22 protein-coding genes are annotated in these 24,466 nt (G+C 69.8%); 16 read left to right on the top strand and 6 right to left on the bottom strand.

Annotation, left to right across the window (positions count from 1 at the left end; all coding sequences use genetic code 11):
- Positions 1-25: 25 nt before the first annotated feature.
- The 4 genes from FKO37_RS44610 to FKO37_RS44595 all read left to right on the top strand — a co-directional run bounded on the left by FKO37_RS44610 (position 26) and on the right by FKO37_RS44595 (position 3,282).
- Positions 26-889 carry a PHP domain-containing protein gene (locus FKO37_RS44610; RefSeq protein ID WP_199817818.1) on the top strand — a complete coding sequence of 288 codons (864 nt, stop codon included), beginning with the start codon at positions 26-28 and terminating at the stop codon, positions 887-889.
- A gap of 1 nt (position 890) precedes the next feature.
- Entirely contained in the window at positions 891-1,520 is a 630-nt protein-coding gene (locus tag FKO37_RS44605) for a MarC family protein (RefSeq protein WP_009072963.1), read from the top strand.
- Positions 1,521-1,591: 71 nt separating this feature from the next.
- Entirely contained in the window at positions 1,592-2,440 is an 849-nt protein-coding gene (locus FKO37_RS44600; protein ID WP_238608662.1) for a PD-(D/E)XK nuclease family protein, read from the top strand.
- Between the two features lie 332 nt (positions 2,441-2,772).
- On the top strand, positions 2,773-3,282 hold the full coding sequence (locus tag FKO37_RS44595; protein ID WP_238608503.1) for a hypothetical protein: 510 nt from the start codon (positions 2,773-2,775) through the stop codon (positions 3,280-3,282).
- Positions 3,283-3,288: 6 nt separating this feature from the next.
- On the opposite strand, the gene FKO37_RS44590 is transcribed toward FKO37_RS44595, so the two are convergent.
- Positions 3,289-4,623: a hypothetical protein gene (locus FKO37_RS44590; protein WP_374204488.1), complete on the bottom strand. Its 1,335-nt coding sequence runs from the start codon at positions 4,621-4,623 to the stop codon at positions 3,289-3,291.
- Between the two features lie 911 nt (positions 4,624-5,534).
- Positions 5,535-7,133, bottom strand: a complete 1,599-nt coding sequence (locus tag FKO37_RS44585; protein ID WP_037816393.1) for a DEAD/DEAH box helicase — start codon at positions 7,131-7,133, stop codon at positions 5,535-5,537.
- Between the two features lie 501 nt (positions 7,134-7,634).
- On the opposite strand from FKO37_RS44585, the gene FKO37_RS44580 reads away from it, so the two are divergent.
- Positions 7,635-8,315 (top strand): ferritin-like fold-containing protein, encoded by a 681-nt coding sequence (locus FKO37_RS44580; RefSeq protein WP_199817816.1) that lies wholly within the window; start codon positions 7,635-7,637, stop codon positions 8,313-8,315.
- Between the two features lie 103 nt (positions 8,316-8,418).
- A complete protein-coding gene (locus FKO37_RS44575) occupies positions 8,419-8,649 on the top strand; it encodes a DUF3107 domain-containing protein (protein WP_009072973.1) in 231 nt (76 codons plus the stop codon).
- Positions 8,650-8,710: 61 nt separating this feature from the next.
- Here the strand turns inward: FKO37_RS44575 and FKO37_RS44570 are convergent, their stop codons facing one another.
- On the bottom strand, positions 8,711-9,031 hold the full coding sequence (locus FKO37_RS44570) for a DUF4873 domain-containing protein (RefSeq protein ID WP_037815862.1): 321 nt from the start codon (positions 9,029-9,031) through the stop codon (positions 8,711-8,713).
- Between the two features lie 14 nt (positions 9,032-9,045).
- On the bottom strand, positions 9,046-9,831 hold the full coding sequence (locus FKO37_RS44565) for a TetR/AcrR family transcriptional regulator (protein WP_037815860.1): 786 nt from the start codon (positions 9,829-9,831) through the stop codon (positions 9,046-9,048).
- A 116-nt stretch (positions 9,832-9,947) separates the two neighbouring features.
- Between FKO37_RS44565 and FKO37_RS44560 the strand changes: the two genes are divergently transcribed.
- From FKO37_RS44560 to FKO37_RS44550, 3 genes are all read left to right on the top strand, one after another.
- The gene (locus FKO37_RS44560; RefSeq protein WP_037816391.1) at positions 9,948-10,856 is read left to right on the top strand and encodes a diiron oxygenase; all 909 of its coding nucleotides are present in this window, start codon (positions 9,948-9,950) and stop codon (positions 10,854-10,856) included.
- Between the two features lie 34 nt (positions 10,857-10,890).
- On the top strand, positions 10,891-11,793 hold the full coding sequence (locus tag FKO37_RS44555; RefSeq protein ID WP_037815858.1) for an alpha/beta fold hydrolase: 903 nt from the start codon (positions 10,891-10,893) through the stop codon (positions 11,791-11,793).
- A gap of 100 nt (positions 11,794-11,893) precedes the next feature.
- Positions 11,894-13,474 (top strand): ATP-binding protein, encoded by a 1,581-nt coding sequence (locus FKO37_RS44550; protein ID WP_238608501.1) that lies wholly within the window; start codon positions 11,894-11,896, stop codon positions 13,472-13,474.
- Position 13,475: 1 nt separating this feature from the next.
- Here FKO37_RS44550 and FKO37_RS44545 read toward each other — a convergent pair whose 3' ends face one another.
- Positions 13,476-14,150: an alpha/beta fold hydrolase gene (locus tag FKO37_RS44545; protein ID WP_238608500.1), complete on the bottom strand. Its 675-nt coding sequence runs from the start codon at positions 14,148-14,150 to the stop codon at positions 13,476-13,478.
- A gap of 5 nt (positions 14,151-14,155) precedes the next feature.
- Complete coding sequence (locus FKO37_RS44540) at positions 14,156-14,779, bottom strand: TetR/AcrR family transcriptional regulator (protein ID WP_009072985.1); 624 nt, start codon at positions 14,777-14,779, stop codon at positions 14,156-14,158.
- Positions 14,780-14,860: 81 nt separating this feature from the next.
- Here FKO37_RS44540 and FKO37_RS44535 point away from each other — a divergent pair, with 81 nt between their 5' ends.
- From FKO37_RS44535 to FKO37_RS44505, 7 genes are all read left to right on the top strand, one after another.
- Positions 14,861-15,874, top strand: coding sequence for an alpha/beta fold hydrolase (locus FKO37_RS44535; protein ID WP_240016131.1), 1,014 nt, complete (start codon positions 14,861-14,863; stop codon positions 15,872-15,874).
- 80 nt (positions 15,875-15,954) lie between these two features.
- The gene (locus tag FKO37_RS44530) at positions 15,955-17,127 is read left to right on the top strand and encodes a DUF3152 domain-containing protein (RefSeq protein WP_238608498.1); all 1,173 of its coding nucleotides are present in this window, start codon (positions 15,955-15,957) and stop codon (positions 17,125-17,127) included.
- A gap of 98 nt (positions 17,128-17,225) precedes the next feature.
- Positions 17,226-18,407 (top strand): adenylyltransferase/sulfurtransferase MoeZ, encoded by a 1,182-nt coding sequence (gene moeZ, locus FKO37_RS44525; RefSeq protein ID WP_037816386.1) that lies wholly within the window; start codon positions 17,226-17,228, stop codon positions 18,405-18,407.
- A gap of 508 nt (positions 18,408-18,915) precedes the next feature.
- Complete coding sequence (locus FKO37_RS44520; RefSeq protein ID WP_238603485.1) at positions 18,916-19,749, top strand: transposase family protein; 834 nt, start codon at positions 18,916-18,918, stop codon at positions 19,747-19,749.
- 342 nt (positions 19,750-20,091) lie between these two features.
- Entirely contained in the window at positions 20,092-20,889 is a 798-nt protein-coding gene (locus FKO37_RS44515; RefSeq protein WP_134734123.1) for a TIGR02569 family protein, read from the top strand.
- A 115-nt stretch (positions 20,890-21,004) separates the two neighbouring features.
- On the top strand, positions 21,005-23,041 hold the full coding sequence (locus FKO37_RS44510; RefSeq protein WP_238608497.1) for a molybdopterin oxidoreductase family protein: 2,037 nt from the start codon (positions 21,005-21,007) through the stop codon (positions 23,039-23,041).
- The gene (locus tag FKO37_RS44505) at positions 23,038-24,462 is read left to right on the top strand and encodes an FAD-dependent oxidoreductase (RefSeq protein ID WP_238608496.1); all 1,425 of its coding nucleotides are present in this window, start codon (positions 23,038-23,040) and stop codon (positions 24,460-24,462) included. The genes FKO37_RS44510 and FKO37_RS44505 overlap by 4 nt, the downstream gene beginning before the upstream one ends.
- Positions 24,463-24,466 lie beyond the last annotated feature (4 nt).

Raw genomic sequence — 24,466 nt, 5'->3', positions numbered from 1 at the left:
CAGCGCATCGTCGAGAATGGGTCCGATGCGCATCGACCTGCACGCCCACTCCACGGCCTCCGACGGTACCGACAGCCCTGCCGAGCTCGTCGGCGCTGCCGCGCGTGCCGGTCTCGACGTCGTCGCGATCACCGACCACGACACCACCGCGGGCTGGGAACCGGCCGCCGAGGCCCTGCCCGCCGGCCTGACGCTGGTGCCGGGCGCGGAACTGTCGACGGTCTCGATCGACCCGGACACCGGCTACGAAATCAGCGTGCACCTGCTCGCGTACCTCTTCGACCCGGCCGCGCCCGCGATCGTCGCGGAACAGACGCGGCTGCGGATCGAACGGCGCACCCGGTTGCGGCGGATGGCCGAGCGGATGGCCGCCGACGGCCTCCCGGTCGACGCCGACGAAATCCTGGGCCTGCTGCCGGCGGACTCGCCCGCGGGGCGGCCGCACCTCGCGCAGGCGCTCGTCCGCGCCGGGCTGGTCAGCTCCGTCGACGAGGCGTTCAGCGACTATCTGCACAGCCGTCGCGGCTATTACGTCGCGCGCCGCGACACCCCGGTCGAGGACGCGATCGACATGGTGACCGCGGCAGGCGGGGTTACCGTGATCGCGCACCCCTTCGCCTTCAGCCGCGGCGCGACGATCAGCGAGGACACCCTGCGTGACCTGGCGGCGCGCGGGCTGACCGGCGTCGAGGTCAACCATCCCAACCACGATCCGGCCACCCGGGTGCGCACCCGGGAACTGGCCGACGAGCTGGGCCTGGTCCGCACCGGGTCCAGCGATTACCACGGCACGAACAAGACCATCGGGCTCGGCCAGGAGACGACCGAACCGGACCAGCTGGAGGAATTGGTGGGGCGGGCGACCGGCTTCCAAGTGGTGAAAGGCTGAGATGGCCGTCTCGGATTTCTTCGACGCGAAGCTCTTCATGAGCGCGACGATCACCCTCGTCGTGATCATGGACCCGCCGGGCACCGTGCCGGTGTTCCTGAGCCTGGTCGGCCGCAAGCCGATGGCGACGCGGGTGAAAGCGGCCCGGCAGGCGGTGCTGGTGTCGCTGCTGGTCATCTCGCTGTTCGCGGTGGCAGGGCAGGCGATCCTGGCGTATCTGGGCATCGGCATCCCGGCACTGCAGGGCGCGGGCGGTTTGCTGCTGTTGCTGATCGCGCTGCAATTGCTCACCAGCAACGCGGGCAGCAACGAGCCCGAGGCGGCCGAGGACGTCAACGTCGCCCTCGTCCCGCTCGGCACGCCCCTGCTGGCCGGTCCGGGCGCGATCGCGGCGACCATCGTGTTCGTCCGGCAGGCCGACGGGCACCTCGGCGCGTACATCGCGCTGGCGCTCGCGATCGTAACCGTGCATTTCGTGCTGTACACGTGCATGCGGTTCTCCGGCGTGGTCATCCGGCTGATCAAGGAAAGCGGCATCACGCTGCTGGCGAAGATCGCCGGCCTGCTGCTCGCCGCGATCGCCGTCGAGCTGGTCGCGAACTCCGTGCAGGGCTTCATCGCGGGCGGCTAGCCCACGCCGGAAAGTGTCGGTGGTGGTGCGTAGCGTGGGCGTCGATGGAAGGGGGCGGCGTGAAAGAACAGATGGGGTTCGACTTCGGCGTCGAGCAACCGCAACGGCTTACCAAGGTCTCGCCCGCACGGCTGAGCACCTTTGACGATTGCCCGCGCCGGTACCGGCTGGCTTATCTCGACCGGCCGACACCGCAGCGCACCGGGCCGTGGGCGCACAGCACGCTGGGCGCGGTGGTGCACAACGCGTTGCGGGCGCTTTTCGACCTGCCAGTGGCGAAACGGACGCCGCAGCGCGGGATCGCGCTGGTGGCCGAGCACTGGAAAGACGCCGGTTTCGCCGACGACGACCAGGCCGCGCGCTACCGTGCGCGCGCGAAGGGCTGGGTCGCGGAGTACGTGGAGGACAACGACGTCAGCGACGACCCGGTCGGCCTTGAACGCTGGGTGTCCGCCCCGGTCAGCACCACCGGCGGCCGCCCGACGATGATCATCGAAGGCCGAGCCGACCGGATCGACCAGCGCGGCGGCGAACTGGTGATCGTGGACTACAAAACCGGCCGCCGAGCCCCGGACGAACACGAGGCCCGCGCGTCGCAAGCGCTGGCGATGTACGCCGTGGCGGCCACCCGCACGTTGCGCATGCCGTGCACGAAGGTCGAGCTGCACCATTTGCCGTCCGGCACGATCGCCGCGGCGGAACACACGCCGGAAACCTTGAAGCGGCACCTGGAACGCGCCGAGGAGACCGCGGGGGATTTGCGGTTGGCAGCAGATACCCTTGACACAGGCGGCGACGGAGACACGTTGTTCCCCGCCCGCCCCGACCGCCGCTGCGCATGGTGCGACTTCCGCCCGAGCTGCGTGGCGGGACAGCAGACCGCCCCTGCCGCGCAACCGTGGGATTTGCTTGCGCCGTAGGGGGTTTCCCGAGACGTGGATTGGACCCGAGGATCGTGGCGTCACCGGACATCGAAAAACCGTCCCGCGGCGGGGCTGGTGCTGCGCATGGTCGCGACGCTGGCCGGGGCCGTGGAGTCGCGGGCGACGGGTCGGTTCACGGCGTAGCAAGGAAGGATTCTGCTGCTGTGTCGACGAATCTTGCCGCGGGATCTGGCGGGGTTCGTGACGGTCGTCGTGTCAAGGACGCCAGCTCGCATGCGGTCAGCACGGCGGGGAACGGCCGCGCGGACACGCGCGGTGCCGCGATGTCGCATGGTGGAAGCGATAGTGCGGCATGGGGCAGCGGTGTTGTGGCGGAGGACGCTGCTCTGACTGGTTCTGAGGCGAAGCGCGCTGCGATGGCGTCGCGGAGTTCAGCGGCGGAGGACAGCGCCGGGTTCGAGGTTATCCATGACTCGACCGCCGCCGATGGTCTTGTGCCTGGCGAGGATGCGGTTATCCATGATTCGGCGCTGTCAGACCGCGCGACCAGGGAAGACGAAGCGCCAGTCAAGGCGGCACCCGAGCGCCATGAGTCGTCACGCAAGCCGCGTGGGCGGTGGTGGCGAGGGTTCACCGGGTCGGTCGCCGCGGGGCTGGCGGTCCTGGCCCTCGGCGTGCTCGTGGTCGGCGTGTTGTGCCTCGTCAACGGAGCACCCGGGCCAGGTCCGCTCAAGCTGGTCGGGCATCCCGTCGCCGCGGTGATTGCGCTTGTGCTGCAACGGATTGCCGACCGTCGCGTCGGGAAAGTGGCGGTCGGGGCGGGGGCCGGGGTGCTGGTCGTCGCGGGAGTTGCGTTCAGTCTGTTGTGGTGGTTCTGAGCGAAGTCAGCGCAGGGCGGCGACGGTCGGGCCGCGTTGTTCCAGCAGTACCGGGCCTAGTGCGGTGAGGCGGACTGGGCCTGTGTAGGCACCGCGGTCGATGCCGACTGTGCGCAGCGTTGCGCCGTTCATTTCGTTCAGCACGGCCAGGCCGCCGCGGATGGGCACGACCAACTGGGTCGCGAAGGTGATTCCCGGGCCGAGCGTGCCGTCCAAGGTCCAGCGCGGGGACAGGTCGTCTCGGGACAGGGCAACGGTTTTGGAGCCGGTGTACCAGTAGATCCCCGCAGCGGTGCGGGTCGTCGCCTCGGTGCCGCCGACTGGGTCGTTTGCGGTGTCCGCATCGGGGAGATCCATGGGGTAGGCGGCTTTTTGCGAACCGTCCGCGCCGTACACGACGTACAGCTTCTGGTCGGGTAGCAGCACTCCGGTGAGGTCGCCCGACATCGCGATGACCCGGGCCCGCTTGCCGGCCAGCAGGGCGGTGTAGGTGACCTTCGGTTCGTCTTCGTGCTCGGCGGTCGCCTTGTAGACGGTCAGGCGGTCCGTGCGATCGCCGGGGCAGCGTTCGATCACGCCGATTTTGTCGGCGCCCGCTGCTACCGTGCCGTAAGTGCAGTTGGGGCGGGGTTGTTTGTTCGCGTTTTGCAGGAAGGGGACTTTGCCGTACTCCATGCTCTTCACGAGATCGTCGCGCCACGTGTCGAGGAGATGTTTGCCGGTCGTCGTGACGTGGCTGCCGTCGTTGATCAGGCGGGTGCCCAGCTCGGCGTCGCCGTTGCGCTGAGCGGTGATGCGGCCGGTGGCGGGGTCGAGCTGCGTGACCTCGCTGCAGCCCATGGACTTGTGGTACACCGCGTTCACCCGGCCCCATGCGGTGTCCACAGTGCACAGTTGCAGATTTTTGCGGGTGTAGTGCCAGCGGATCTGCCCGGTGAGCGGATCGCGGCCGGCGACCTCGCTGCCGTCCGCGGTCACGACGGAGTCGGACTGTCCGATCGGGATCGGCGTCGCGGAACTCGGGGCCTGCCACAGCTGTGTCATCGACCCAGGCACGGAAGTCGGCGGCGCGGGGAGGGCATGCGGCGGATCCGCGAGCGCGCGGCTGGTGTGCAGATTGTCGCTGTTCACGGCGACGATCGCGGTGACTACCGCGACCACGACCACGATCGCCCCCGCGATCACCCGGTCCCGCCCCCGATTCCACGGCGAGCGACGGGCTTTCCCCGGCGGCGCAACGGAATCCGCGGCGGCAGGCTGGCGGGGGAGAAGGTTTTCGGAACCGTAGGACTCGGCGGAGGTGCTGCTGACCCCGGCGGGTTCGTCGGTGACGCGCGCGATCGGGCCGGTTTGCTCCTCGGGGGTGACCGGGGGGATCGCGGCGTGGGCACCTGCGGGGGAAGCCTTTTCGTGCGCAGGCTCGATCGGCTGGCCGGTTTGTGGGCCTGGCGCGGCGGGGGTGTCTCCGGCCGCGCGGGAGGCCGCAGAGGGCCGGTGGGGTTCGGCGGGAGCTTCGTCGGCGGCGTGCGCGGCGGAGTCTCCGGGCTGCGAGCCAGAAACGGCTGATGCTGCGGGAGTGTTTCCGGCAGCGCTGGAGACTGCAGAGGACCTGCGGGGTTCAGCGGGAGCTTCCTCGGAGGAGTCTCCGGCCTGCGAACCAGGAGCGGCTGATGCCGCGGAAGCGTTCCCGGCGGTGCTGGAGAGCCATTGGGGTTCGGCGGGAGCTTCGTTGGCGGCGTGTGCGGCGGTGTCTCCGGGCTGTGTGCCGGGAGCGGCCGGTGCTGCGGGAGTGTTTCCGGCGGTGCTGGAGGGCCGGTGGGGTTCGGCGGGAGCTTCGTCGGCATCACGCGCGAAGTCTCCAGGCTGCGAGCCAGGAGCAGTCGACGCGGAAGCGCGTCCAGCAGCACCCGAAGCCGCCCCGGTAGAGCCCGCAAACGGCTCCTCTGCTGCAGCGGAAGCACCGTCGGCAGCGGAAGCGGCCGAGTCCCCGGAAGGCGACCCCGAAGCGTCCCCACCAGAACCAGAGCCCGCAACAGCGGAATCCCCAGACAACGAAACGCCCCGCTCAGCGGAAGGCGCCCCGCCCGCCCCAGCAGGGCTCTCGTCCGGGACGTGCTCCCCGGCCGGATTATCCGGCCGGGGGCGTTCGTCGGGATTCGCGGGAGTGCCCGCTACGTTCGATCCGGGTTCGGGGGGCGTTTCGTCGGTGCCGTTCCCGTGGTCGTTCACGTAACTGACTCCCGGTGTGTCGCTCAGTCTGCCGACGCAGGTGTATCAGATGCGGACGGACGACGGCGACGGCGGCGGCGTGCCGGGCGGTCTCCGGTTTCTCCGGAGTCGGACGTCGTCGCGGGGGTGGCGTTGCCCGCGGAGGTCGCCGGGCCGGTCGCGTCTGCTCCCGAGCGGGTGCGGCGGCGGGTCCGGGGGCGGTCTTCCTGCTGGTCCGAGGCAGTCGACGCGGCGTCGGCGGCTTCGATGGCCGCGGCGGAGCGGGCGCCGCCTCGGGTTCGTTTGCGCGGGGCGCGGTTGCGCTTGCGCGGGGCTTCCTCTTCCGCGGCGGGCGAGGAAGGACCATTACCACCGCGACGGCCTCGGCGTTTGCCGCCCAGGTCCTCTTCCTTCTCGGCGGACAGGCCGGCTCGCGTGCGCTTCGACAGCGGCAGGCGGCCCTTCGTGCCCTCCGGAATGCCCAGGTCGCTGTACAGGTGCGGCGACGACGAGTACGTCTCCACCGGCTCTGCCAGGTCGAGGTTCAGCGTGTCCGAGATCAGCTTCCAGCGCGGTTCCTCGTCCCAGTCGACGAGCGTGACCGCGACGCCGGTGCGGCCCGCGCGGCCGGTGCGGCCGATGCGGTGCACGTAGGTCTTCTCGTCCTCCGGGCACTGGTAGTTGATCACGTGCGTGACGTCGTCGATGTCGATGCCGCGCGCCGCGACGTCCGTGGCGACCAGGACGTCGACCTTGCCCGAGCGGAACGCGCGCAGTGCCTGCTCGCGGGCGCCCTGGCCGAGGTCGCCGTGCACCGCGGCCGCGGCGAAACCGCGTTCCACCAGGTCGTCGGCGATCTTCTGCGCGGTGCGCTTGGTGCGGCTGAAGATCATCGTGAGCCCGCGGCCCTCGGCCTGCAGCGCCCGCGCGATCAGCTCCGTCTTGTCCATCGAGTGCGCCCGGTAGACGAACTGCGAGGTGCGCTCGTGGATCGCGCCCGCGTCGTTCTCCTCGGCCCGGATGTGCGTGGGCTGGTTCAGGAACGTCCGCGCGAGCGTGATGATCGGGCCCGGCATCGTGGCGGAGAACAGCATCGTCTGCCGCTCGTCCGGCACCATCCGGAGGATCCGCTCGATGTCCGGCAGGAAGCCGAGGTCCAGCATCTCGTCGGCCTCGTCCAGGACGAGCCCGCGGATCTTGCCCAGCACCAGGTGCTGCTGCTCGGCGAGGTCGAGAAGCCGTCCCGGCGTGCCGATGACGACGTCGACGCCCTTGCGCAGCGCCTCGATCTGCGGCTCGTACGGCCGCCCGCCGTAGATCGCCAGCGTGCGGATGCCGAGGTGCTTCCCGGCGCCCTTCAGGTCGTTCGCGACCTGGATGCACAGCTCGCGCGTCGGCACCACGACCAGCACCTGCGGGGTGCCGTCACCGGGCACCTGCACGCGGTGCAGCAGCGGGACGCCGAAGCCCAGCGTCTTGCCCATGCCGGTGCGGGCCTGGCCGATGAGGTCGTCGCCGGCCATGGCGAGCGGCAGGGTGAGCGCCTGGATGGCGAACGTGTGCACGATGCCCGCTTCCGCGAGCGCTTTGACGATTTCCGGCTTCACACCGAAGGACTCGAACGTCGGCGCCTCTTCGGTCACCGGTGCACCGGCCTGCAGCGGGTGCGACGTGTCCAGCGCGGCCGGTCCGTTTTCGCTGTGCTCGAGAGCGACAGCGGCGGTGGCCTGCGCGGTTTCGGTCTGTTCGGTTGTGGACTGTTCTGCGGTCAGGGTGATCGCCTCTCTCGTGACCAGCGCGCACAGGCCGGTTGTCACTCGACACTCGACCGGGGGCCTGACTCACGCCGCGGCCTCGTCTGCGGAGGCCTGTGGCGCCGGAGCCGCCCTCCCGGGAATGCCGCTAGGAGGCGTGCACGCACACTTGCGGCGAACCCCGGCCGCCCTGGTGGCACCGGCCGTTCGCCTGGTTCCCGCCGCTGTCGGGGCCCTCGAAAAAGGGCGGTCCGGCGCGGCGAAGCTCTGTTTATCCGACCCCACTGTACCTGGTCAGGTGTTTTCCGGGGAATACCGGGAGCGGGCGGCGCGGCGTGGGATCGGTCTCTTCGCGGCGCGGGCCTGCGGTTCGGCGATACCCTCGTCGCCGTGACCGACCCCGCCGAAGCCGCGCCCGCAACTTCCCCGCCCGCGATCAGCGAAGGCGTCGTCGACCTGCTCGGCGTGATCGCCTACCTCGAACTGTCCGCGTTCGACCGGATGGCCGAGGACGCCCGCAGCGCGCCGACGCTGGCCGGCCGCGCCGCGCTCGCCTCGATGGCGGCCGCCGAGATCGGGCACCTCGACCTGCTGACGAAGCATCTCGCGGCGAACGGCGTCGCGGTCGAGGACGCGATGGCCCCGTTCGTGTCGCAAGTGGACGCCTGGCACGGCTCCACCCGGCCGAAGTCGTGGCTGGAGTCGCTGGTCAAGGCGTATGTCGGGGACGGGCTCGCGGCCGATCTCTACCGCGAGATCGCGAACTGGCTCGATCCGGAGACCAAGGACCTGGTGCTGACCGTGCTCGCCGACACCGGGCACTCCGCGTTCGCCGAGCGCGAAGTCGCCGCCGGGATCAAGGCTGATCCGAAGGCCCGCGACAAGCTCGCGCTGTGGGGCCGCCGGCTGCTCGGCGAGGCGCTCACCCAGGCCCAGTACGTGGTGGCCGAGCGCGATGGCCTGGCCGAACTGATCGTCGCCGGGTCCGGCGATCTCGCGGGAATCGGCGCGCTGTTCCGCCGGTTGCAGCAAGGGCACACCAAGCGCATGCAGGCGCTGGGGCTGGGCTGAGCGAGTGGTCGCGAATCACCTGCTGGTCGCGCGCCACCGCGGCGGCCCGCTTCGGTTAGCCTTGCCGGGCGTAGTCACAACGAGTTTCCAGCGGAGGTCCCACGTGGAGGTCAAGATCGGCATCAAGGACACGCCGCGCGAGCTGGTGGTGTCCAGTGGCCAGACTCCCGAAGAGGTGGAGAAGCTGGTCGCCGAGGCGCTGACGGCCGGTGACGGGCTCTTCCGCCTCAACGACGAGAAGGGCCGCAAGTACCTGGTCCCGTCCGACCGCATCGCGTACGTCGAGATCGCCCCGTCCGACGTCCGCAAGGTCGGGTTCGGCGTCGGCGACTGATTCAGCCGTACACGCGAAAGGCCGCTCCGGAGCACAGCTTCCGGAGCGGCCTTTTTCGTGGTCAGGCTGTTGCTTCTTCGACCTCGGCCAGCGTTTTCGGGACTGAGAACGGGGGCGTGGACGTGCCGGTGAGCCGGTAGCGGCCCCACGGATCCGGATCGGACAGCTCGCCCTCGGCCGTGTGCTCGCCGACCCGCACCTCGCAGGCCTTCTTGCGCCCGCCGACCGCCTCGGCCAGCTTCGGGTTCGCGGCGACGCGGCCGTACCAGTGGTAGTACCCGTCGATCGGCTGGAAATAGCCGCGCAGATCGAGGTCCGCGGCGATTTCCGTGCCGTCGACGACCAGCGTCGCCGAGCCCGTGTAGCCGTCTTCGTCGCTCATCCGGGGTCCTCTCGTCAGCCGGCCTCGTCGCCGGCGGCGGTGTCGTTCTCGGTGCGTCCGAGCTGGACGACCTTGTTCTCCTCGAGCGGCAGGTTCGGGTCGATCACCACGCCTTGCTGGCGGGTGAGCCCGTCGATCGCCGCCCAGATGATCTGGGTGAGGTACTCGACCACCGAATCGCGGCCCATCGAACGCCGGTCCAGCCACCATTCGCCGGTGCTCTGGACCATGCCGACGATCCCGTGCGCCCACGGTTCGGCCGCGCCGGAGTCCATGTTGAACATCCGCATGTAGTCGCCCAGGAGCGCGGTCAGCGCGGTCGCGATGACCTCCTTGTCCTCCGCGACGACGTCCGAATCGGTGGTTTTGCCCGGCAGTCCGCCGTGTGCCAGCAAGCGGTACAGGTTCGGGTGCTCTTCGATGACGCCGAAGAACGCGTCGAGCGCCATCCGGATCCGCGGCACCGGCGCGAGTTCCGCGTTGATCGCCGGGATCAGCCGTTCGAAAAGGATCTCCGTGCCGCGCTGGCCGAGTGCGACGTACAGGTCGGCCTTGTCCTCGAAATGCCGGTACAGCACGGGTTTCGTGACGCCCGCTTCCGCGGCGACGTCCTCCATGCCGAGGTCTGGACCGTGCGCGTCGAGCGCGCGCAGGGCCGCTTCGACGAACTCCGCGCGACGGGCGATGCGGTGCTTGCGCCAGCGATCGCGGCGCGCGTCCCCGGTGCTCGTTTCGGTGTCGGCCGCCTGCTTGCCGGACTGCTTGCTGGAGCGCTTGACACGTTCGATCACGGCGGTCATGCTACCAGAGGTAACTGTTACCACGGGTTACATGTTCTGGAGCACAGAGCCCGGGGGAACAGGCGGGACGCGGCTTCTCGATTCAACGGCGAGTCAGGCGCTGGAAGGGGCTGATGATGACGCGGACGCTCAAGGTGACCGACCGGGAGGCGACGGCACAGCGGTTGCTGAAGTCGGCGGCGAACAAGTTCTACGACCCGGACGTCGACATCGACTGGGACGCGCCGCTGGTCGAGGGCAAGAGGTACATCCTGCCGGAGCGCTCGTCGCTTTACGGCACCCCGCTGTGGGACCGGCTGAGCCCGGAACAGCGGATCGAGCTGGGCAAGCACGAGATGGCCAGCATCGCGACCACCGGGCTGTGGTTCGAGATCCTCCTGATGCAGATGCTGCTCAAGGAGGTCTACGCACAGGACCCGACGACGGCGCACGCGCAGTTCGCGCTCACCGAGATCGCCGACGAGTGCAGGCACTCCACGATGTTCGCCCGGATGTCCGCGCGGATCGGCTGCCCGACCTACGGCCCGGTGCCGGTGCTGCGGCAGTTCGCGAAACTGATGCCGACCATCTCCTACGGCCCGGCGCGCTACGGCGCGATCCTGGTGGCCGAGGAGGTGCTCGACCGGCTGCAGCGCGAGCAGATGAACGACGACCAGATCCAGCCGCTGGTCCGGATGGTCAACCGGATCCACGTGCTGGAGGAGGCGCGGCACGTCACCTTCGCCCGCGAGGAAGTCACCCGCGGGATGGCGAAACTCGGCCGCGCGGAGGTCGCCTACCAGCAGTTCAGCATCGCGCTGATTTCGTACTTCGTGACGCGGGCGTTCATCAACCCGAACGTCTACAAGGCGGTCGGGATCCGGCCGCGCGAGGGCGTCGAGACGGCGCTGAACAACCCGCACTGGCGCGCGACGATCGCGTGGGCGGGGGAGAAGATCATGCCGTTCCTGCAGGAGTCCGGTCTGGTCGGGTTGCCAGGGAAACCGTTCTGGCGCAAGTCTTTCCTGTTGCCGGAGGGCAAATGACTACCGCCGACGTACTTTTTCCCGCGGAGGCGAAATGACTACCGTAGAACGGCTGCGCAATCCGGCTCGTGAGCACCGGTTCGTGACCAGCGACGGCTGTGCGCTGCACGTCGAACTGAGCGGTCCGGCCGACGCCGCGGTGACGCTCGTGCTGGTGCACGGCTGGACGCAGGACCACCGCACGTGGGACGGCGTCATGGACCACCTCGGCCCCGGCGTCCGGACGCTGCGCTACGACCTGCGCGGGCACGGCGGTTCCGCGCCCGCGACCAAGGAAACCGGCACGATTCCGCGGCTGGCCGACGATCTGGCCGAACTGATCGCCGCGCGCGTGCCGTCGGGTCCGCTGGTGCTCGCCGGGCATTCGATGGGCGGCATGACCATGATGGCGCTGGCCGAACGGCATCCGGAACTGGTCCGGGACCGGGTGGTCGGCGCGGCGTTCGTGGCGACGTCCTCGGGGCAGATGGACCGGATCACGTTGGGGCTGCCCGGAATGGCGGGCCAGTTCTCCGCGCGGTTCGAGCGCAGGCTGGCGAAAGCGTTGTCGCACCGCAAGGGCGAGCGGCTGCCGTTGAGCCCGGCGATGGTGCGTTCGGGCGCGCGGTTCCTCGTGTTCGGGGAGCATCCGCGCCGCGCGGACCTGCGGCTGGTCGCGGATCAGCTGTTGTGCGCGCATCCGGCGAGCCTCGGCGCGTTCCAGGACGCGATTTCGACGCACGACCGCCGCGTCGCGCTGGCGACCCTGCGCGGTACGCCGTCTGTGGTGCTGGCGGGGGAGAAGGACCGGCTTTGCCCGCTGCCGCACGCGAAAGTGATCGCGGACGAGCTGCCGGACGCGGAGTTTGTCCGTTTCCCCGGTGCTGGGCACATGTTGCCGCAGGAGCGAGCGGGCGAGGTCGCGAAACGCATCGGGGCGCTGCTGCGGGTTTCGTGACCCTTCGCGTTCGCGGTCGTACCTGTCTGTCGGCTGTTCCCGGCCGCCCGGCGCTGTCACGCTGGGTGGCTGGGATGTCGCCGACAGACAGGACGGGTGCATGGGGCAGCCGCTGAGCGCGCACGTCAACCGCAGCCTGATGGCGATTTCCCGGCGGGCGGAGAGCGTGGACCGGCACACGCTGGCCAAGACCTTCGTGGTGGCCGGGTCGTTTTCGGCGATGCTGCATTCGGCTGACCACCAGATCTTCTACGGCCGCCGCGGCACCGGGAAAACGCACGCCTTGCTGTACCTGGCCGATCTGGTCGAGGAAACGCACGATGTCGCGGTGTACCTGGATCTCCGCACGATCGGGTCCACCAGCGGGCTGTATGCGAATCAGCAGTTGCCGCTGTCGCTTCGAGGCACGCAGCTGCTGGTCGACACGCTGGAAGCAGTGCACGAACAGCTGCTGACCACGGCGATCGAGACGCAGGTGTCCGATCAAGGAGGCTTGCTGCAGGGCCTCGACGAGCTGACCGAGGCGGCGACGACGGTCGAGGTCGTCGGCAATGTCGAGCGGGAGACGACCGTCGGCGGTTCAGTCGAGCAGGCGACCAGCGCCGGGGCTTCCGCGTCCTGGGGACCGGGCGGTCCGCGCGGTCGGGTGACGATGTCGGACAGCAGCCGGCAATCGGTGACGGCTTCGGATCGCTTGCGGCGCACCGGAACCGAGCATCATCAGGTCATTTTCGGGCCGCTCAGCCGGGCGCTGGCCCGGGTCACGGCCGCGTTGGCGCCGGCCCGGCTGTGGCTGCTGCTGGACGAGTGGAGCTCGATTCCCCTTGAGCTGCAACCGTTGCTGGCGGATCTGCTGCGTCGCAGCGTACTGCCGACGCGCGGGACGACGGTCAAGATCGCGGCGATCGAACGCCGGTCCCGGTTCCGCGAACCGGGCCGCGACGGCGATTACGTCGGCATCGAGGTCGGCGCGGACGCGGCCTCCGCGGTCAGCTTCGACGACGTGCTGCTGTTCGACCACGGCCGGACCCAGTCGAGACAGTTTTTCGCCGAACTCTTCCTTAATCACGTACGACCGCGGATGCCGATGACCGACGACCCGGCGGAATTTGTGGCCACGGCGTTCAGCCGCACCGCGTTTCCCGAACTCGTGCGCGCGGCCGAGGGCGTGCCCCGCGACGCGATCAACATCGCCGCGCTGGCCGCGCAGCACGCGAATACCGCGACGATCGGGATCAGGCACGTCCGGCAGGCCGCGCAAGATTGGTACCTGCGCGACAAATACGCCGCCATCGCCGGGAACGAACCGGCCTTGACGACGCTTCGCTGGCTGGTGGACGAGGTGGTCGGCCGTCGTCGCTCGCGTACTTTCCTGCTCGAGCACGCCAGCGGCGCACACGACGAGACCATGCGCGATCTGCACGATGCCCGGCTCGTTCACCTGGTGCGGCGCGGGATCGTCAACCGCAAGCGGCCGGGAACGCTCTACGACGGGTTCGCCATCGACTACGGCTGTTACGTCGCCTTGTTGTCGGACAGCGAACAACCGTCGCGGCGAAGCAAATCCGACGCCTGGCTGACCGATCCGCACGGCGCGCTGCCGGACCATCTCGAACAGCTGCTGGTCGAACTGCCCGGAGCGGCGAGATCGGTGCCCCGCCAGCGAAAACCGCGCGAATGAGCTAGCGGAGCCGTTCGAGCGCGGCGACGGTGGCCGGGACGTCTTCCCAGATCGGCGAGTGCCCGGTCTCGACGGTGACGAGTTCGCTGTCCGGCAGGTGGTCGACGAGGTGCTGGGCGTCCGCGAGCGTGCGGGCGCGGTCGCGGATTCCGTGCAGCACCGTGACCGGGCAGCGGATCGCCGCGAGCCGCGGCGTGAGGTCCAGATCCCGTTGGCTCGTCAGGACTTCCAGCGCGGCTTCGGCCGGGACGCGGGCGGCGTAGTCGAGCAGTTGAGCGCGCAGATCCGGCGGCAACGGCGCGGCGAAGGACCGGTCGAGGACGGCCGCGTGCAGGTCGGGACCCCATTCGGTGGCGATCGTGGCGAGGATCCGGTCGACGTCGCCGTGGCCGCGCATGTGCGCGCCGGTGTTCGCGAGCAGCAGCGCGGAAACCAGGTCCGGCCGGGTGGCCGCGACCGTCGCCGCGACGCAGCCGCCCGTGGAGTGCCCGATCAGGGTGACCGGGCCGCCGTGCTGGTCGATCCGGTCGGCGACGCGCGCCGCGATGTCCTCGATCCGCCACGGACCCGGTGCGGTCATCCAGTCGACCGCGTCCAGTCCGCCGGGCAGCGCGGCGGCCAGCGGTGCGTAGATCAGCGGGCTGCACAACGTGCCCGGCACCGCGACCACGCGCACGGGCGTCAGTTGTCCTTGAGCGGGAAACCGCCGCCGATGCCGCGCCAGGCGAGGTTCGCGGTGAGCGCCACCGCGTCCTCGCGGCTCATCGACTGGTTGTGCTGCAGCCAGTAGCGCGCGCTGACCTGGCTCATCCCGACCAGGCCGACCGCCAGCAGACGGGCCTTCTCCTCGTCCAGCCCGGCGTCGGAGGTGATCGTCTCGGTGATGGCCTCGACGCTCGCCGAGGTCGCGCGGTCCACCGCCTCCTGCACGGCGGGCTCGCCGCGGAGATCGGATTCGAAGACCATGCGGAACGCGCCGGCGTCGTTGTTCACGAAGTCGAAGAACGCCCCGACCGTGGCCGGGACGCGCTGGCGGTTGTCCGTGGTGGAGTTCAGCGCGCCCTGCACGCGGCCGACGAGGTCGTCGACGTGGCTTTCCAGCAGCGCGATGTACAGGTCGAGCTTGCCGGGGAAGTGCTGGTAGAGGACCGGTTTGCTGACCCCGGCCTCCTCGGCGATCTCGTCCATCGCCGCCGCGTGGTAGCCGTGCTCGGCGAAGACGCGCTGCGCGGCCGTCAGCAACTGGGCCCGGCGCTCCGTCCGGGGCAACCGGACGCCTCGTTGCAGTCGCGCCATCTCCGTCATTCTTCCTCCGTCCGCAGCCTTCGCCGGGCGGGTTCACCACCGCGTGAAGTGAATCTGACATTACCCGTGGGTACGCCCGAAATGCCAAGGGTCAGGCATCCTGGACCGGTGACCACCACGACCTCCCGCCCCGCCGCCGCGGCGGCGGTCCGCCCGCCGGTGACCCAGGTGCCATTGTCGACTACGCCCCTTCCGCCGCTCGACGGGGCGCTGCCTGCCTGGCCGGGAACGGTCGAGGACGGCCTCCACATCCGGCACACGCCCGGTCCGGACGGCACGCCCGCGGTGTACGTGCACGGGCTCGGCGGGTCGTCCACGAACTGGACCGACCTCGCCGCGCTGCTCGCCCCGACTGCCGCCGGACAGGCCGTTGACCTGCCCGGATTCGGTTATTCGGAGCCCGCGGAAGGATTCGCCTACAGCCTCGACGACCACGCCGACGTCATCGCGAGCAGGCTGGAACGGCTCGGCGGGCCGGTGCACCTGCTCGGCAACTCGATGGGCGGCGCGATCTCGCTGCTGGTCGCGGCGCGGCGGCCGGAGCTGGTGAGAACTCTCACCCTGATTTCCCCGGCGATGCCGGACCGCCGCCCGGACCCGCGCAGGCTGTCCGATCCGCTGATGGCGCTGGCCTACCTCCCGGTGGTCGGGGCGCGGGTGCGCCGCCGGATGGCCGGGATGACCGCCCGCGAACGCGCCGCGCAGGTGATCAAGCTGTGCTTCCACGATCCGTCCCGCTTCCCGGACGCCCGGCTGGACGAACTGGTCGAGGAGCACGCCGCGCGCGCCGGGTTCCCGTGGGCGCTGGCCGCGATGGAGCGCAGCACGTTCGGCATCTTCCGGCGCTGGACCGCGCTCGGCGCCGCGTCGCTGTGGTCGGTCGCCAAACAGGTCCAGGCCCCGACGCTGGTCGTCTGGGGACTCCACGACCGGGTGATCTCGGTCAAGCGCGCGCTGCGGACCGCGCAGACGATTCCGCACGCCCGGATGCTGGTCCTCCCGCGCACCGGACACGTTGCGCAGATGGAACGTCCGGAGGTGGTGGCCAAGGCCGTGCTGGGTCTGTGGGAGGGCGCGGACAAGGGCTCCTGGTAGCCCGGACGGGGGACCGCGGATCGCCGGGGAGCCCGCCAGTCGCTGCCGGGAACGTCGCCGTCGTGTGGCACCCTGGGTCGGTGGACCGGCTGAAGCAGGACGCGCGAGCGAAGGACCGGCGGGGCCCGACCGCCGGGTCGGCCCGGCGTTCAGCGTCCTCGGGGTCGGCGGGCTCCGGCGATGCGGAGGCCGACTCTCCGCGCGTCGGCCAGTACCGGCCCGCGCGCAAGCCCGCCCAGCGCGTGGGCGACGACCGGTACCGGCCGGGCGGACGCCGCACCAGCGCCGAGCCGCTCGCCGCCTCCTGGAAACCCAAGGACGGCGGCTCCGAGAAGCGCCCGGCGCCGAAGAAGAAGCAGTCGCCGTTCGCGCGGTTCGTGAAGACCTACGGCTGGCGCGTGTACGCGCTGCCGATCCTGGCCGTGATCACCGTGCTGGTCGCGGTCAACACCGCCTCCGGCCCGTCCGACGCCGGGGTCGCGGGCAGCAGCGGCGAGGTCGCGTCCGGCGACACGTCCTCCGGCGCGATCGACGGCAGCGGCGGCATCCCGGAGAACCCCGCGCAGCCGGTGAACCTCAACGTGCCCACCGCCGACCTGCCCGCAGGCGGACCGTTCACGCAGACCGGCAAAGGCACCTGGCACGTCGTGCCGGGGTCCAGCGACGTCGTGGGCAAGGGCGGGAAGCTCTACACCTACACCGTCGAGGTCGAGGACGGCATCGATCCGTCGAGCTACGCGGGCGACGACAGCTTCGGCACCGCGGTGCAGGGCATTCTGTCCGACCCGCGCAGCTGGACCTGGAACGGCGAGATCCGGTTGCAGCGGGTGGACGCGAGCTATCCGAACCCGAGTTTCCGGGTGAGCCTCACCACGCCGGACACCACGCACCGGCCGGACGCGTGCGGGTTCCAGATCAAATTCGAGGCCTCGTGCTACCGGCGCAGCATGGGCCGGGTGCTGATCAACCTGTCCCGCTGGGTGCGCGGCGCGAAGGTCTACATGTCCGACATGACCGGGTACCGGCAGTACGCGATCAACCACGAGGTCGGGCACGCGCTGGGCAACAATCACGTGGGCTGCCCCGGAAACGACCAGCCGGCTCCGGTGATGATGCAGCAGTCGTTCGGCGTCGCCGACGACTACGTCGCGATGCTCAACAACATCCCCGGCGGCGACAAGGGCAAGGTCGCGGCGGACCATCGCGTGTGCAAGCCGAACGCGTGGCCGAACCCGACCCCGCCGGGCCAGTAACAACGTCCCACGATCTGAGAGCAGGGAAGTCTCCCTTGCGGGCGGGCGTTGAACATACTGGGATCGACTACGCGACCCGCGCGAGTATGGAGGACCCGATGTCAGACACGGCACTGCCGCCGCTCGTCGAGCCGGCAGCCGAGCTCACCAAGGAAGAGGTGGCCCGGTACAGCCGTCACCTGATCATCCCGGACGTCGGGGTGGTCGGGCAGAAGCGGTTGAAGAACGCGAAGGTCCTGGTCATCGGTGCGGGCGGCCTCGGAAGCCCGGCGCTGCTGTACCTGGCGGCGGCCGGCGTGGGCACGCTCGGCATCATCGACTTCGACGTCGTCGACGAATCCAACCTGCAGCGCCAGGTGATCCACGGCCAGTCCGACCTCGGCAAGCTCAAGGCCGCGTCGGCGCAGGAATCGATCGCCGAGATCAACCCGCTGGTGAAGGTGCACCTGCACACCGAGCGCCTGGAATCGGCGAACGCGCTGGAGATCTTCAACCAGTACGACCTGATCCTCGACGGCACGGACAACTTCGCCACGCGCTACCTGGTCAACGACGCGGCGGTGCTGGCGGGCAAGCCGTATGTGTGGGGCTCGATCTTCCGGTTCGAAGGCCAGGTGAGCGTCTTCTGGGAGGACGCCCCGAACGGCAAGGGCCTCAACTACCGGGACCTCTACCCCGAGCCGCCGCCCCCCGGCATGGTCCCGTCCTGCTCCGAAGGCGGCGTACTGGGCGTGCTGTGCGCGTCGATCGGCTCGATCATGGTGACCGAGGCGATCAAGCTCATCACCGGCATCGGAGAGCCGCTCCTCGGGCGGTTGATCTCCTATGACGCGCTGGAGATGAAGTACCGCGAGGTCAAGATCCGCAAGGACCCGGAGACCCCGAAGATCACCGAACTGATCGACTACGAAGCCTTCTGCGGCGTCGTGTCGGACGAAGCCGCCTCGGCCGCCTCGGGCAGCACGCTGACCCCCGCGGAACTGAAGGCCAAGTTCGACGCGGGCGAGGACTTCGCCCTGATCGACGTCCGCGAACCGCACGAGTACGAGATCGTCAACATCAAGGGCGCCACGCTGATCCCGAAGGACCGCATCCTGTCCGGCGAGGCATTGGCGGAGTTGCCGCAGGACAAGCCCATCGTCCTGCACTGCAAGTCCGGCGCCCGCTCGGCCGAGGCACTGGCCGCGCTGCACGCAGCAGGCTTCAAGGACGCCACCCACCTAGGCGGCGGAGTCCTGGCCTGGGCACGGCAGATCGACCCGAGCCTGCCGACTTACTGAGCACCGTTTGGCCGTGAAGGGCTCCTTGAGGGACTTAGATTCCCTGAAGGAGCCCTTCACGGCTTTTTGGCGTACGTGAGGGCCACCCTGAGGAACTCTGATTCCGTGAGGGTTCCCCTCACGACCAGCCGACGGTCCGTGAGGGACCCCTTCACGGACCTGGATTCCCTCAAGGAGCCCTTCACAGCCCGCCCGCTCGCCCCGTGCCCGCTCGGGATGCCGCCCCAATGTGGCATTGGTTGCGTCAGACGCACCGAACGCCACATTGGGTGCGTCAGATGCACCCAATGCCACATTGGGGATTTTTCATCCTGTTGGTGCTGGTCAGGCGGGGTTGACGGTGGCGGGAGTGGTTGTGCGGCAACGGGCCTGCCGGTTGCCTGCCCGTGGCCGGAACGTGGCGGAGCCCCCGGATGTTGATCAAGTCGTGACTCAAGAAAGAACGTCCGGGGGCTCCGGTCCCACTGTCTCACAGCAGGTTCTGGCCTCGTATCGCAGCGTGTTGCCGGTGTCGCCGCCCACGATCGCGATGCTGGCCGGGTTGATCGGCCGCCGCCGCCGGGCGATCGGGTCGCGGTGGCGCAAGGCGTCCCCGGCCGAGCAGGCGGTGCTGGTGCTGGCGATGCTGCGCCACGACCAGCGGCTGCTGGACCTGTCCCGCGCCAACGCGGTGTCGGCCGCCACGATCCGCCGCTGGCTGCTGGAAGCCATCGACCTGCTCGCGGCCCGGGCGCCGCGGCTGGACCGGGTGCTGCGGCGGCTGGCCGCCCGCGGCGCGGCGGTGGTGCTGGCCGACGGGACCCTGATCCGCACCCGCCGCCGCACCGGCACAGACAATCGCCGCAATTACAGCGGCAAGCACAAACACCACGGCCTCAACGTCCAAGGCCTCACCGACGAACACGGACGGCTGCTGTGGGTCTCGGCCGTGCTGCCGGGCAGGACCGCCGACATCACCGCCGCCCGCCGCCACCGGCTGCGCGACCGCATCCACGCCCGCGGCCTGACCCCCGCCGCGGACAAGGGCTACCAGGGCTGGCGCAAAGACGTCCGCGACACCCGCCGCTGCGACCAGTGCGACGGGCCGTGCGAACAGGTCGTGCTCACCCCCTACAAAGCCGAAACGAACCGGCCGCTCACCCACGCCCAGAAAACCGCCAACTCCGTGTTCAACGCCATGCGCTGCGCGGTCGAGGGCGGCTTCGCCGCCCTCAAAACCTGGCGCGTCCTCGACAAACTCCGCATCGCACCACGCCACGCCACCACCCTCGTCCGCGCCCTGCTCGTCCTCACCCAGCACGAACAACACACCCGCGACACCGCCCAGCCCACCCCGGCCTGACAACTACCACACCCCGCCAACCCACCATGACCAGCACAAACCAGGATGAAAAATCCCCATTGGGGCGCAAGCCCCCACCTCAAGCAAACCGCCACCGATGCACCCGACTGTCGGTGCACCCACACCACCCCCGCACCCCGATACGAAGCTCTCCTGCGGTCTGGGGTGGCTTGTCAAGGCATCTTTCCCGCCTTGACAAGCCACCCCAGACCGTCAGCACAATCAAGCTTCGGGGTGCCCCACCGCACTCCCCAAGGCAATGTCGCCGCCAGGCGACGAGCCGACAGCGGACCAGCGAGTCTCCCCAGGAAACGCCCCCACCCCGGGGTAACCTCCCCCTTTGTGCGGTCAACCCTCGAACGCCCCTCCGAACGCGTCTGCAACGCGTTCGGCAGCGACGCCGACGCCATCACCCTCCTCCCGGACTCCGAAACCTGGCACGCCGGCGACGTGGTCTTCAAACGCGTCACCGACCGCTCCCAAGCCCTCTGGACCGCCCGAGCCCTGGACTTCGCCGAGGACCCCGGCCTCCGCATCGCCAAACCGGTCCGCTCACGAGACGGCCGCTGGATCGTCGGGGACTGGTCAGCCTGGCGCTACCTCCCCGGCACCGCCGAACACCGCTGTGACGAAGCGGTTCTCGCCGCGGTACGCCTCCACCGGACAACCGCAGACCTCCCCAGGCCGGACTTCCTCTCCGCCCGCGACGACATCGACGCGGTTGCCGACCGGATCGCCTGGGAAGAACTAGACCGCCCTCTGTCGGAGGAAAAAGGCGGCCGCTGGTTCGAAATCCTCGCCCCGGCCCGCCGTCCGATCAAGCTTCCGCACCAGGTCGCGCACGGCGAACTCCTGGCGGGCCTGCTCTTCGACGGTGACGAAGCTCCCGGCGTGGTCGATTTCGTCCCGTACTACCGCCCAGGCGAATGGGGTGCCGCGATCGCCGCGGTCGACTCGCTGGTCTGGGGCGGCGCGACCGGAGCTCTCCTGGAGCGCTGGGCCCACCTCCCCGAATGGCCCCAGCTCCTGCTGCGCGCCATCCTCTTCCGCCTCGCCTCGCACGCACTCGACCCCAGGTCCACCAACGCCGCGTTGGACGGCCTGCGCGCGGCGGCCCGCGAGGTCAGCGCGATCCTCTGACTCACTGCGCGCCTCCGCCATGACGGCGGGCAATGTCAACTGCCCGAAACATTCCGGCACGTCGAGGTAACACAGCGTCCTTACCGTCGGGTCATCGCCGACCCGAGGAGCGCCTGTGCCGCACGTCGACACACATTGCCCGTACTGCGCCCTGCAGTGCGGGATGCGCCTGGATGAGACCCGGGTCACCCCAAGGAACTTTCCGGTCAACGCGGGCGGCCTGTGCCAGAAAGGCTGGACCGCCGGCGCTCTGCTGGAATCCGGCGCACGCCTGACCTCGCCGCTGCTCCGCCGAGACGGCGAACTCCAACCGGTTTCCTGGGACGAGGCACTGGATTTCGTCGCGGACCGACTGCTTGCCTCGCGCCGGGAACACGGTGCGGATTCGGTCGCCGTGTTCGGCGGCGGCGGGCTTACGAACGAAAAGGCTTACCTGCTCGGGAAATTCGCCCGGATCGCGCTCGGAACGTCGCAAATCGACTACAACGGCCGATTCTGCATGTCCTCCGCCGCCGCGGCCGGGATGCGCGCGTTCGGTGTGGACCGCGGGCTCCCGTTCCCGGTAACCGATCTCGCGAACGCGGACGTCGTTCTGCTCGCCGGGGCGAACCCGGCCGAGACGATGCCGCCGTTCATGCAGCATCTGGAGAGCGCGGAACTGATCGTCATCGACCCGCGCCGCACGCCGACCGCCGAGCGTGCTGCCCTGCACCTCGCCCCGGCGCCAGGAACGGATCTTGCGCTGGCGTTGGGAATTCTCCACGCGGTCGTCGCCGAAGGACACCTGGACAAGTCCTATGTGGATCTTCGGACGTCCGGGTTCGACGAAATGTGGCGCATCGCCGCGACCTGGTGGCCGGAGCGGGTCGAGCGGGTCACCGGGGTCTCGGCCGCGGACCAGCGGCAGGCCGCGGAAATGCTCGCGCGGGCTGGCAACGCGTATGTGCTTACTGGGCGCGGGACCGAACAGCACGCGTCCGGAACCGCGACGGTCGGCGGGTGGATCAATCTCGCCCTCGCACTGGGCTTGCCCGGGCGTGCTGGATCTGGCTTCGGGTGTCTGACCGGACAAGGCAACGGCCAGGGCGGGCGCGAGCACGGGCAGAAAGCGGATCAACTGCCGGGCTATCGCAAGATCGACGACCCGGCGGCGCGTGCGCATGTTGCCCAGGTTTGGGGCGTACCAGCGGAAAGCTTGCCGGGACCGGGGCGTTCCGCGGTCGAGTTGCTCGACGCGCTGGGCGATTCAATCAAGGCCCTGCTGGTGTTCGGAAGCAATCCGGTGGTGTCGGCTCCGCGCTCGTCCCGGGTGCAGGAACGGTTGGCCGGACTGGATCTTCTCGTGGTGGCGGACTTCGTCCTCTCGGAAACCGCGGAGCTGGCCGACGTGGTGTTCCCGGTCCCGCAGTGGGCCGAAGAGGAGGGCACGTTGACCAACCTCGAGGGCCGAGTCCTCTTGCGGCAAAGGTCGATTGAGCCGCCGGACGGAGTACGAAGCGATCTGTCGCTGTTGCGGGATCTCGCGGTCCGAATTGGACAGCCTGCGGAAAGGTTTCCCGACGAGGCGGTGGAAGTCTTCGAGGAGCTGCGAGCCGCGTCGAAGGGCGGAGCCGCGGACTACTCCGGGGTGACTTACCAACGGCTGCGCTCCGGAGACGCATTGCACTGGCCGGTGCTGGACGAGACGCACTCGGGCACGCGGCGAATGTTCCTCGACGGATTCGCGCACCCAGACGGCCGGGCACGGTTCGCCGAGGTTGACCACAGTGGACCCGCGGAACTGCCGGACGAGATTTTTCCGTTGCAGGCAACGACCGGACGGGTGTTGCAGCACTACCAATCCGGTGCGCAGACTCGCCGGATCGCGGAGTTGACGGCGGTTGTGCCGGAGGCGTTCGTCGAGGTGCATCCGGATACCGCAGCGCGGTCCGGGTTGGCCGACGGCGACCACGCGGTGGTGCGGTCGCGGCGCGGGGAGACCGTCGCGCTGGTGCGGTGTGTGCCGTCGATGCGGGCGGACCTCGTCTTCCTGCCGTTCCATTTTCCCGGTGCGGCGCGGGCGAATCTGGTGACCAATCCGGCGCTGGACCCGGTGAGCCGGATGCCGGAGTTCAAGGTGTGCGCGGTGTCGTTGGCGAAGGCGGAAGCATGAGCGCGCGGAACGTCGTCGTCATCGGTTACGGGATGGCCGGGGCCCGGCTCGCGGACGAGATCCGGCGGCGCGATCCGGAAGGCGACCGGGTACGGCTGACCGTGCTCGGCGAGGAGGCGCATCCGGCCTACAACCGGGTGCTGCTGTCCACTGTGGTCGCTGGCGGGATGAGCCCGGACACGGTGCGGCTGCACGATTCCGAGTGGGCCGCGCAGACGCGAGTCGATTTGCGGCTCGGAACGCGGGTGACGCGGATCGACCCGATGCGCCGGGTCGTCTGCACTGAAGACAAGGATTTCCCTTACGACGCAGTCGTCCTCGCGACCGGAGCCGCGCCCTGGCTGCCGCCGGTCGAAGGGCTCGAACTCGGACCGGAGGTCGTGGCGTTCCGCACGCTGGACGACTGCGCGCGCATCGTGGACGCCGCACGGCCAGGCGCGCCGGTCGCGGTGCTCGGCGGCGGGTTGCTTGGCTTGGAAGCCGCACGAGGGCTGGCCGGACGCGGAGCGAACGTCACGGTGGTGCATCCGCAGCCGCATGTGCTGGAACGGCAGCTGGATTCCGGCGCTGGCCGGGTGCTGGCGCGGCGGTTGGCGGAGCTGGGCGTCACGTTCCGCTTCGAGGTGACGGCTGCTCGGCACCTGCCCGGAGACGGTCTCAAACTCGATGACGGCAGCTTCGTTCCCGCTGACCTGGTGGTCGTCGCGGCGGGAGTGCGCCCGGAGACGTCGCTCGCCGAAGCCGCCGGGCTCGCGGTGGACCGCGGAATCCTGGTGGACGATCTGCTCCGGACCAGCGACGGCCGGATCCACGCACTGGGCGACTGCGCTCGCCACCCGGGTGCACCGCCGGGATTGGTGCAGCCCGCGTGGGAACAGGCCGCGGTGCTCGCGGACCTGCTCACCGGCTCGGACGCCACGGCACGCTATCGCGGCACCCGCACGGTGACCCGGCTCAAGGCCCGCGACATCGATCTCGCGGCGCTCGGCGAAACGCAGGTGACCAGCGAGGACGCCGCGGCCGAGGTCGTGACCTTCGACGATCCGTCCGGCGGCAGGTACGGCAAGCTCGTCGTCCGCGGCGACCGCGTGACCGGTGCGATCCTGCTCGGCCTGCCGGACGCGGCGGCGACCGTGACGCAACTGCACGACCGGGGCACGCCGGTCCCCGAAGACCGGCTCGCGGTGCTGCTCGGCCGTGCGCTGCCCGCGGGTGCGCCAACGGCGGCGAGCCCGGCGGATCTTCCTTCGTCCACAGTGATCTGCCGCTGCAACGCGGTGACCAAAGGCCGGCTGATCGAAGCCTGGCGGGGTGGCGCCACCGACGCTGCCGCACTCGCCCGCACCACCCGCGCCACCACGGGATGCGGCAGCTGCCGCGACACGGTCGGCGCGGTCGCGGACTGGCTGGCCGCGCAATGACCGC

Source organism: Amycolatopsis sp. Poz14 (assembly GCF_006704225.1).
GTDB lineage: Bacteria > Actinomycetota > Actinomycetes > Mycobacteriales > Pseudonocardiaceae > Amycolatopsis > Amycolatopsis nivea.
Note: the sequence above shows the minus strand (reverse complement) of the source record. Positions and strands in the feature narration are given on the sequence as shown.

Excerpts from the sequence above, each read along its gene's own strand:
- FKO37_RS44610 (WP_199817818.1), top strand. The coding sequence starts at position 26 with ATGCGCATCGACCTGCACGCCCACTCCACGGCCTCCGACGGTACCGAC.
- FKO37_RS44605 (WP_009072963.1), top strand. The coding sequence starts at position 891 with ATGGCCGTCTCGGATTTCTTCGACGCGAAGCTCTTCATGAGCGCGACG.
- FKO37_RS44600 (WP_238608662.1), top strand. The coding sequence starts at position 1,592 with ATGGGGTTCGACTTCGGCGTCGAGCAACCGCAACGGCTTACCAAGGTC.
- FKO37_RS44570 (WP_037815862.1), bottom strand. The coding sequence starts at position 9,031 with ATGAGCGACGAAGACGGCTACACGGGCTCGGCGACGCTGGTCGTCGAC.
- FKO37_RS44565 (WP_037815860.1), bottom strand. The coding sequence starts at position 9,831 with ATGACCGCCGTGATCGAACGTGTCAAGCGCTCCAGCAAGCAGTCCGGC.
- FKO37_RS44560 (WP_037816391.1), top strand. The coding sequence starts at position 9,948 with ATGACGCGGACGCTCAAGGTGACCGACCGGGAGGCGACGGCACAGCGG.
- FKO37_RS44555 (WP_037815858.1), top strand. The coding sequence starts at position 10,891 with ATGACTACCGTAGAACGGCTGCGCAATCCGGCTCGTGAGCACCGGTTC.
- FKO37_RS44550 (WP_238608501.1), top strand. The coding sequence starts at position 11,894 with ATGGGGCAGCCGCTGAGCGCGCACGTCAACCGCAGCCTGATGGCGATT.
- FKO37_RS44540 (WP_009072985.1), bottom strand. The coding sequence starts at position 14,779 with ATGACGGAGATGGCGCGACTGCAACGAGGCGTCCGGTTGCCCCGGACG.
- FKO37_RS44535 (WP_240016131.1), top strand. The coding sequence starts at position 14,861 with ATGCCAAGGGTCAGGCATCCTGGACCGGTGACCACCACGACCTCCCGC.
- moeZ (WP_037816386.1), top strand. The coding sequence starts at position 17,226 with ATGTCAGACACGGCACTGCCGCCGCTCGTCGAGCCGGCAGCCGAGCTC.
- FKO37_RS44505 (WP_238608496.1), top strand. The coding sequence starts at position 23,038 with ATGAGCGCGCGGAACGTCGTCGTCATCGGTTACGGGATGGCCGGGGCC.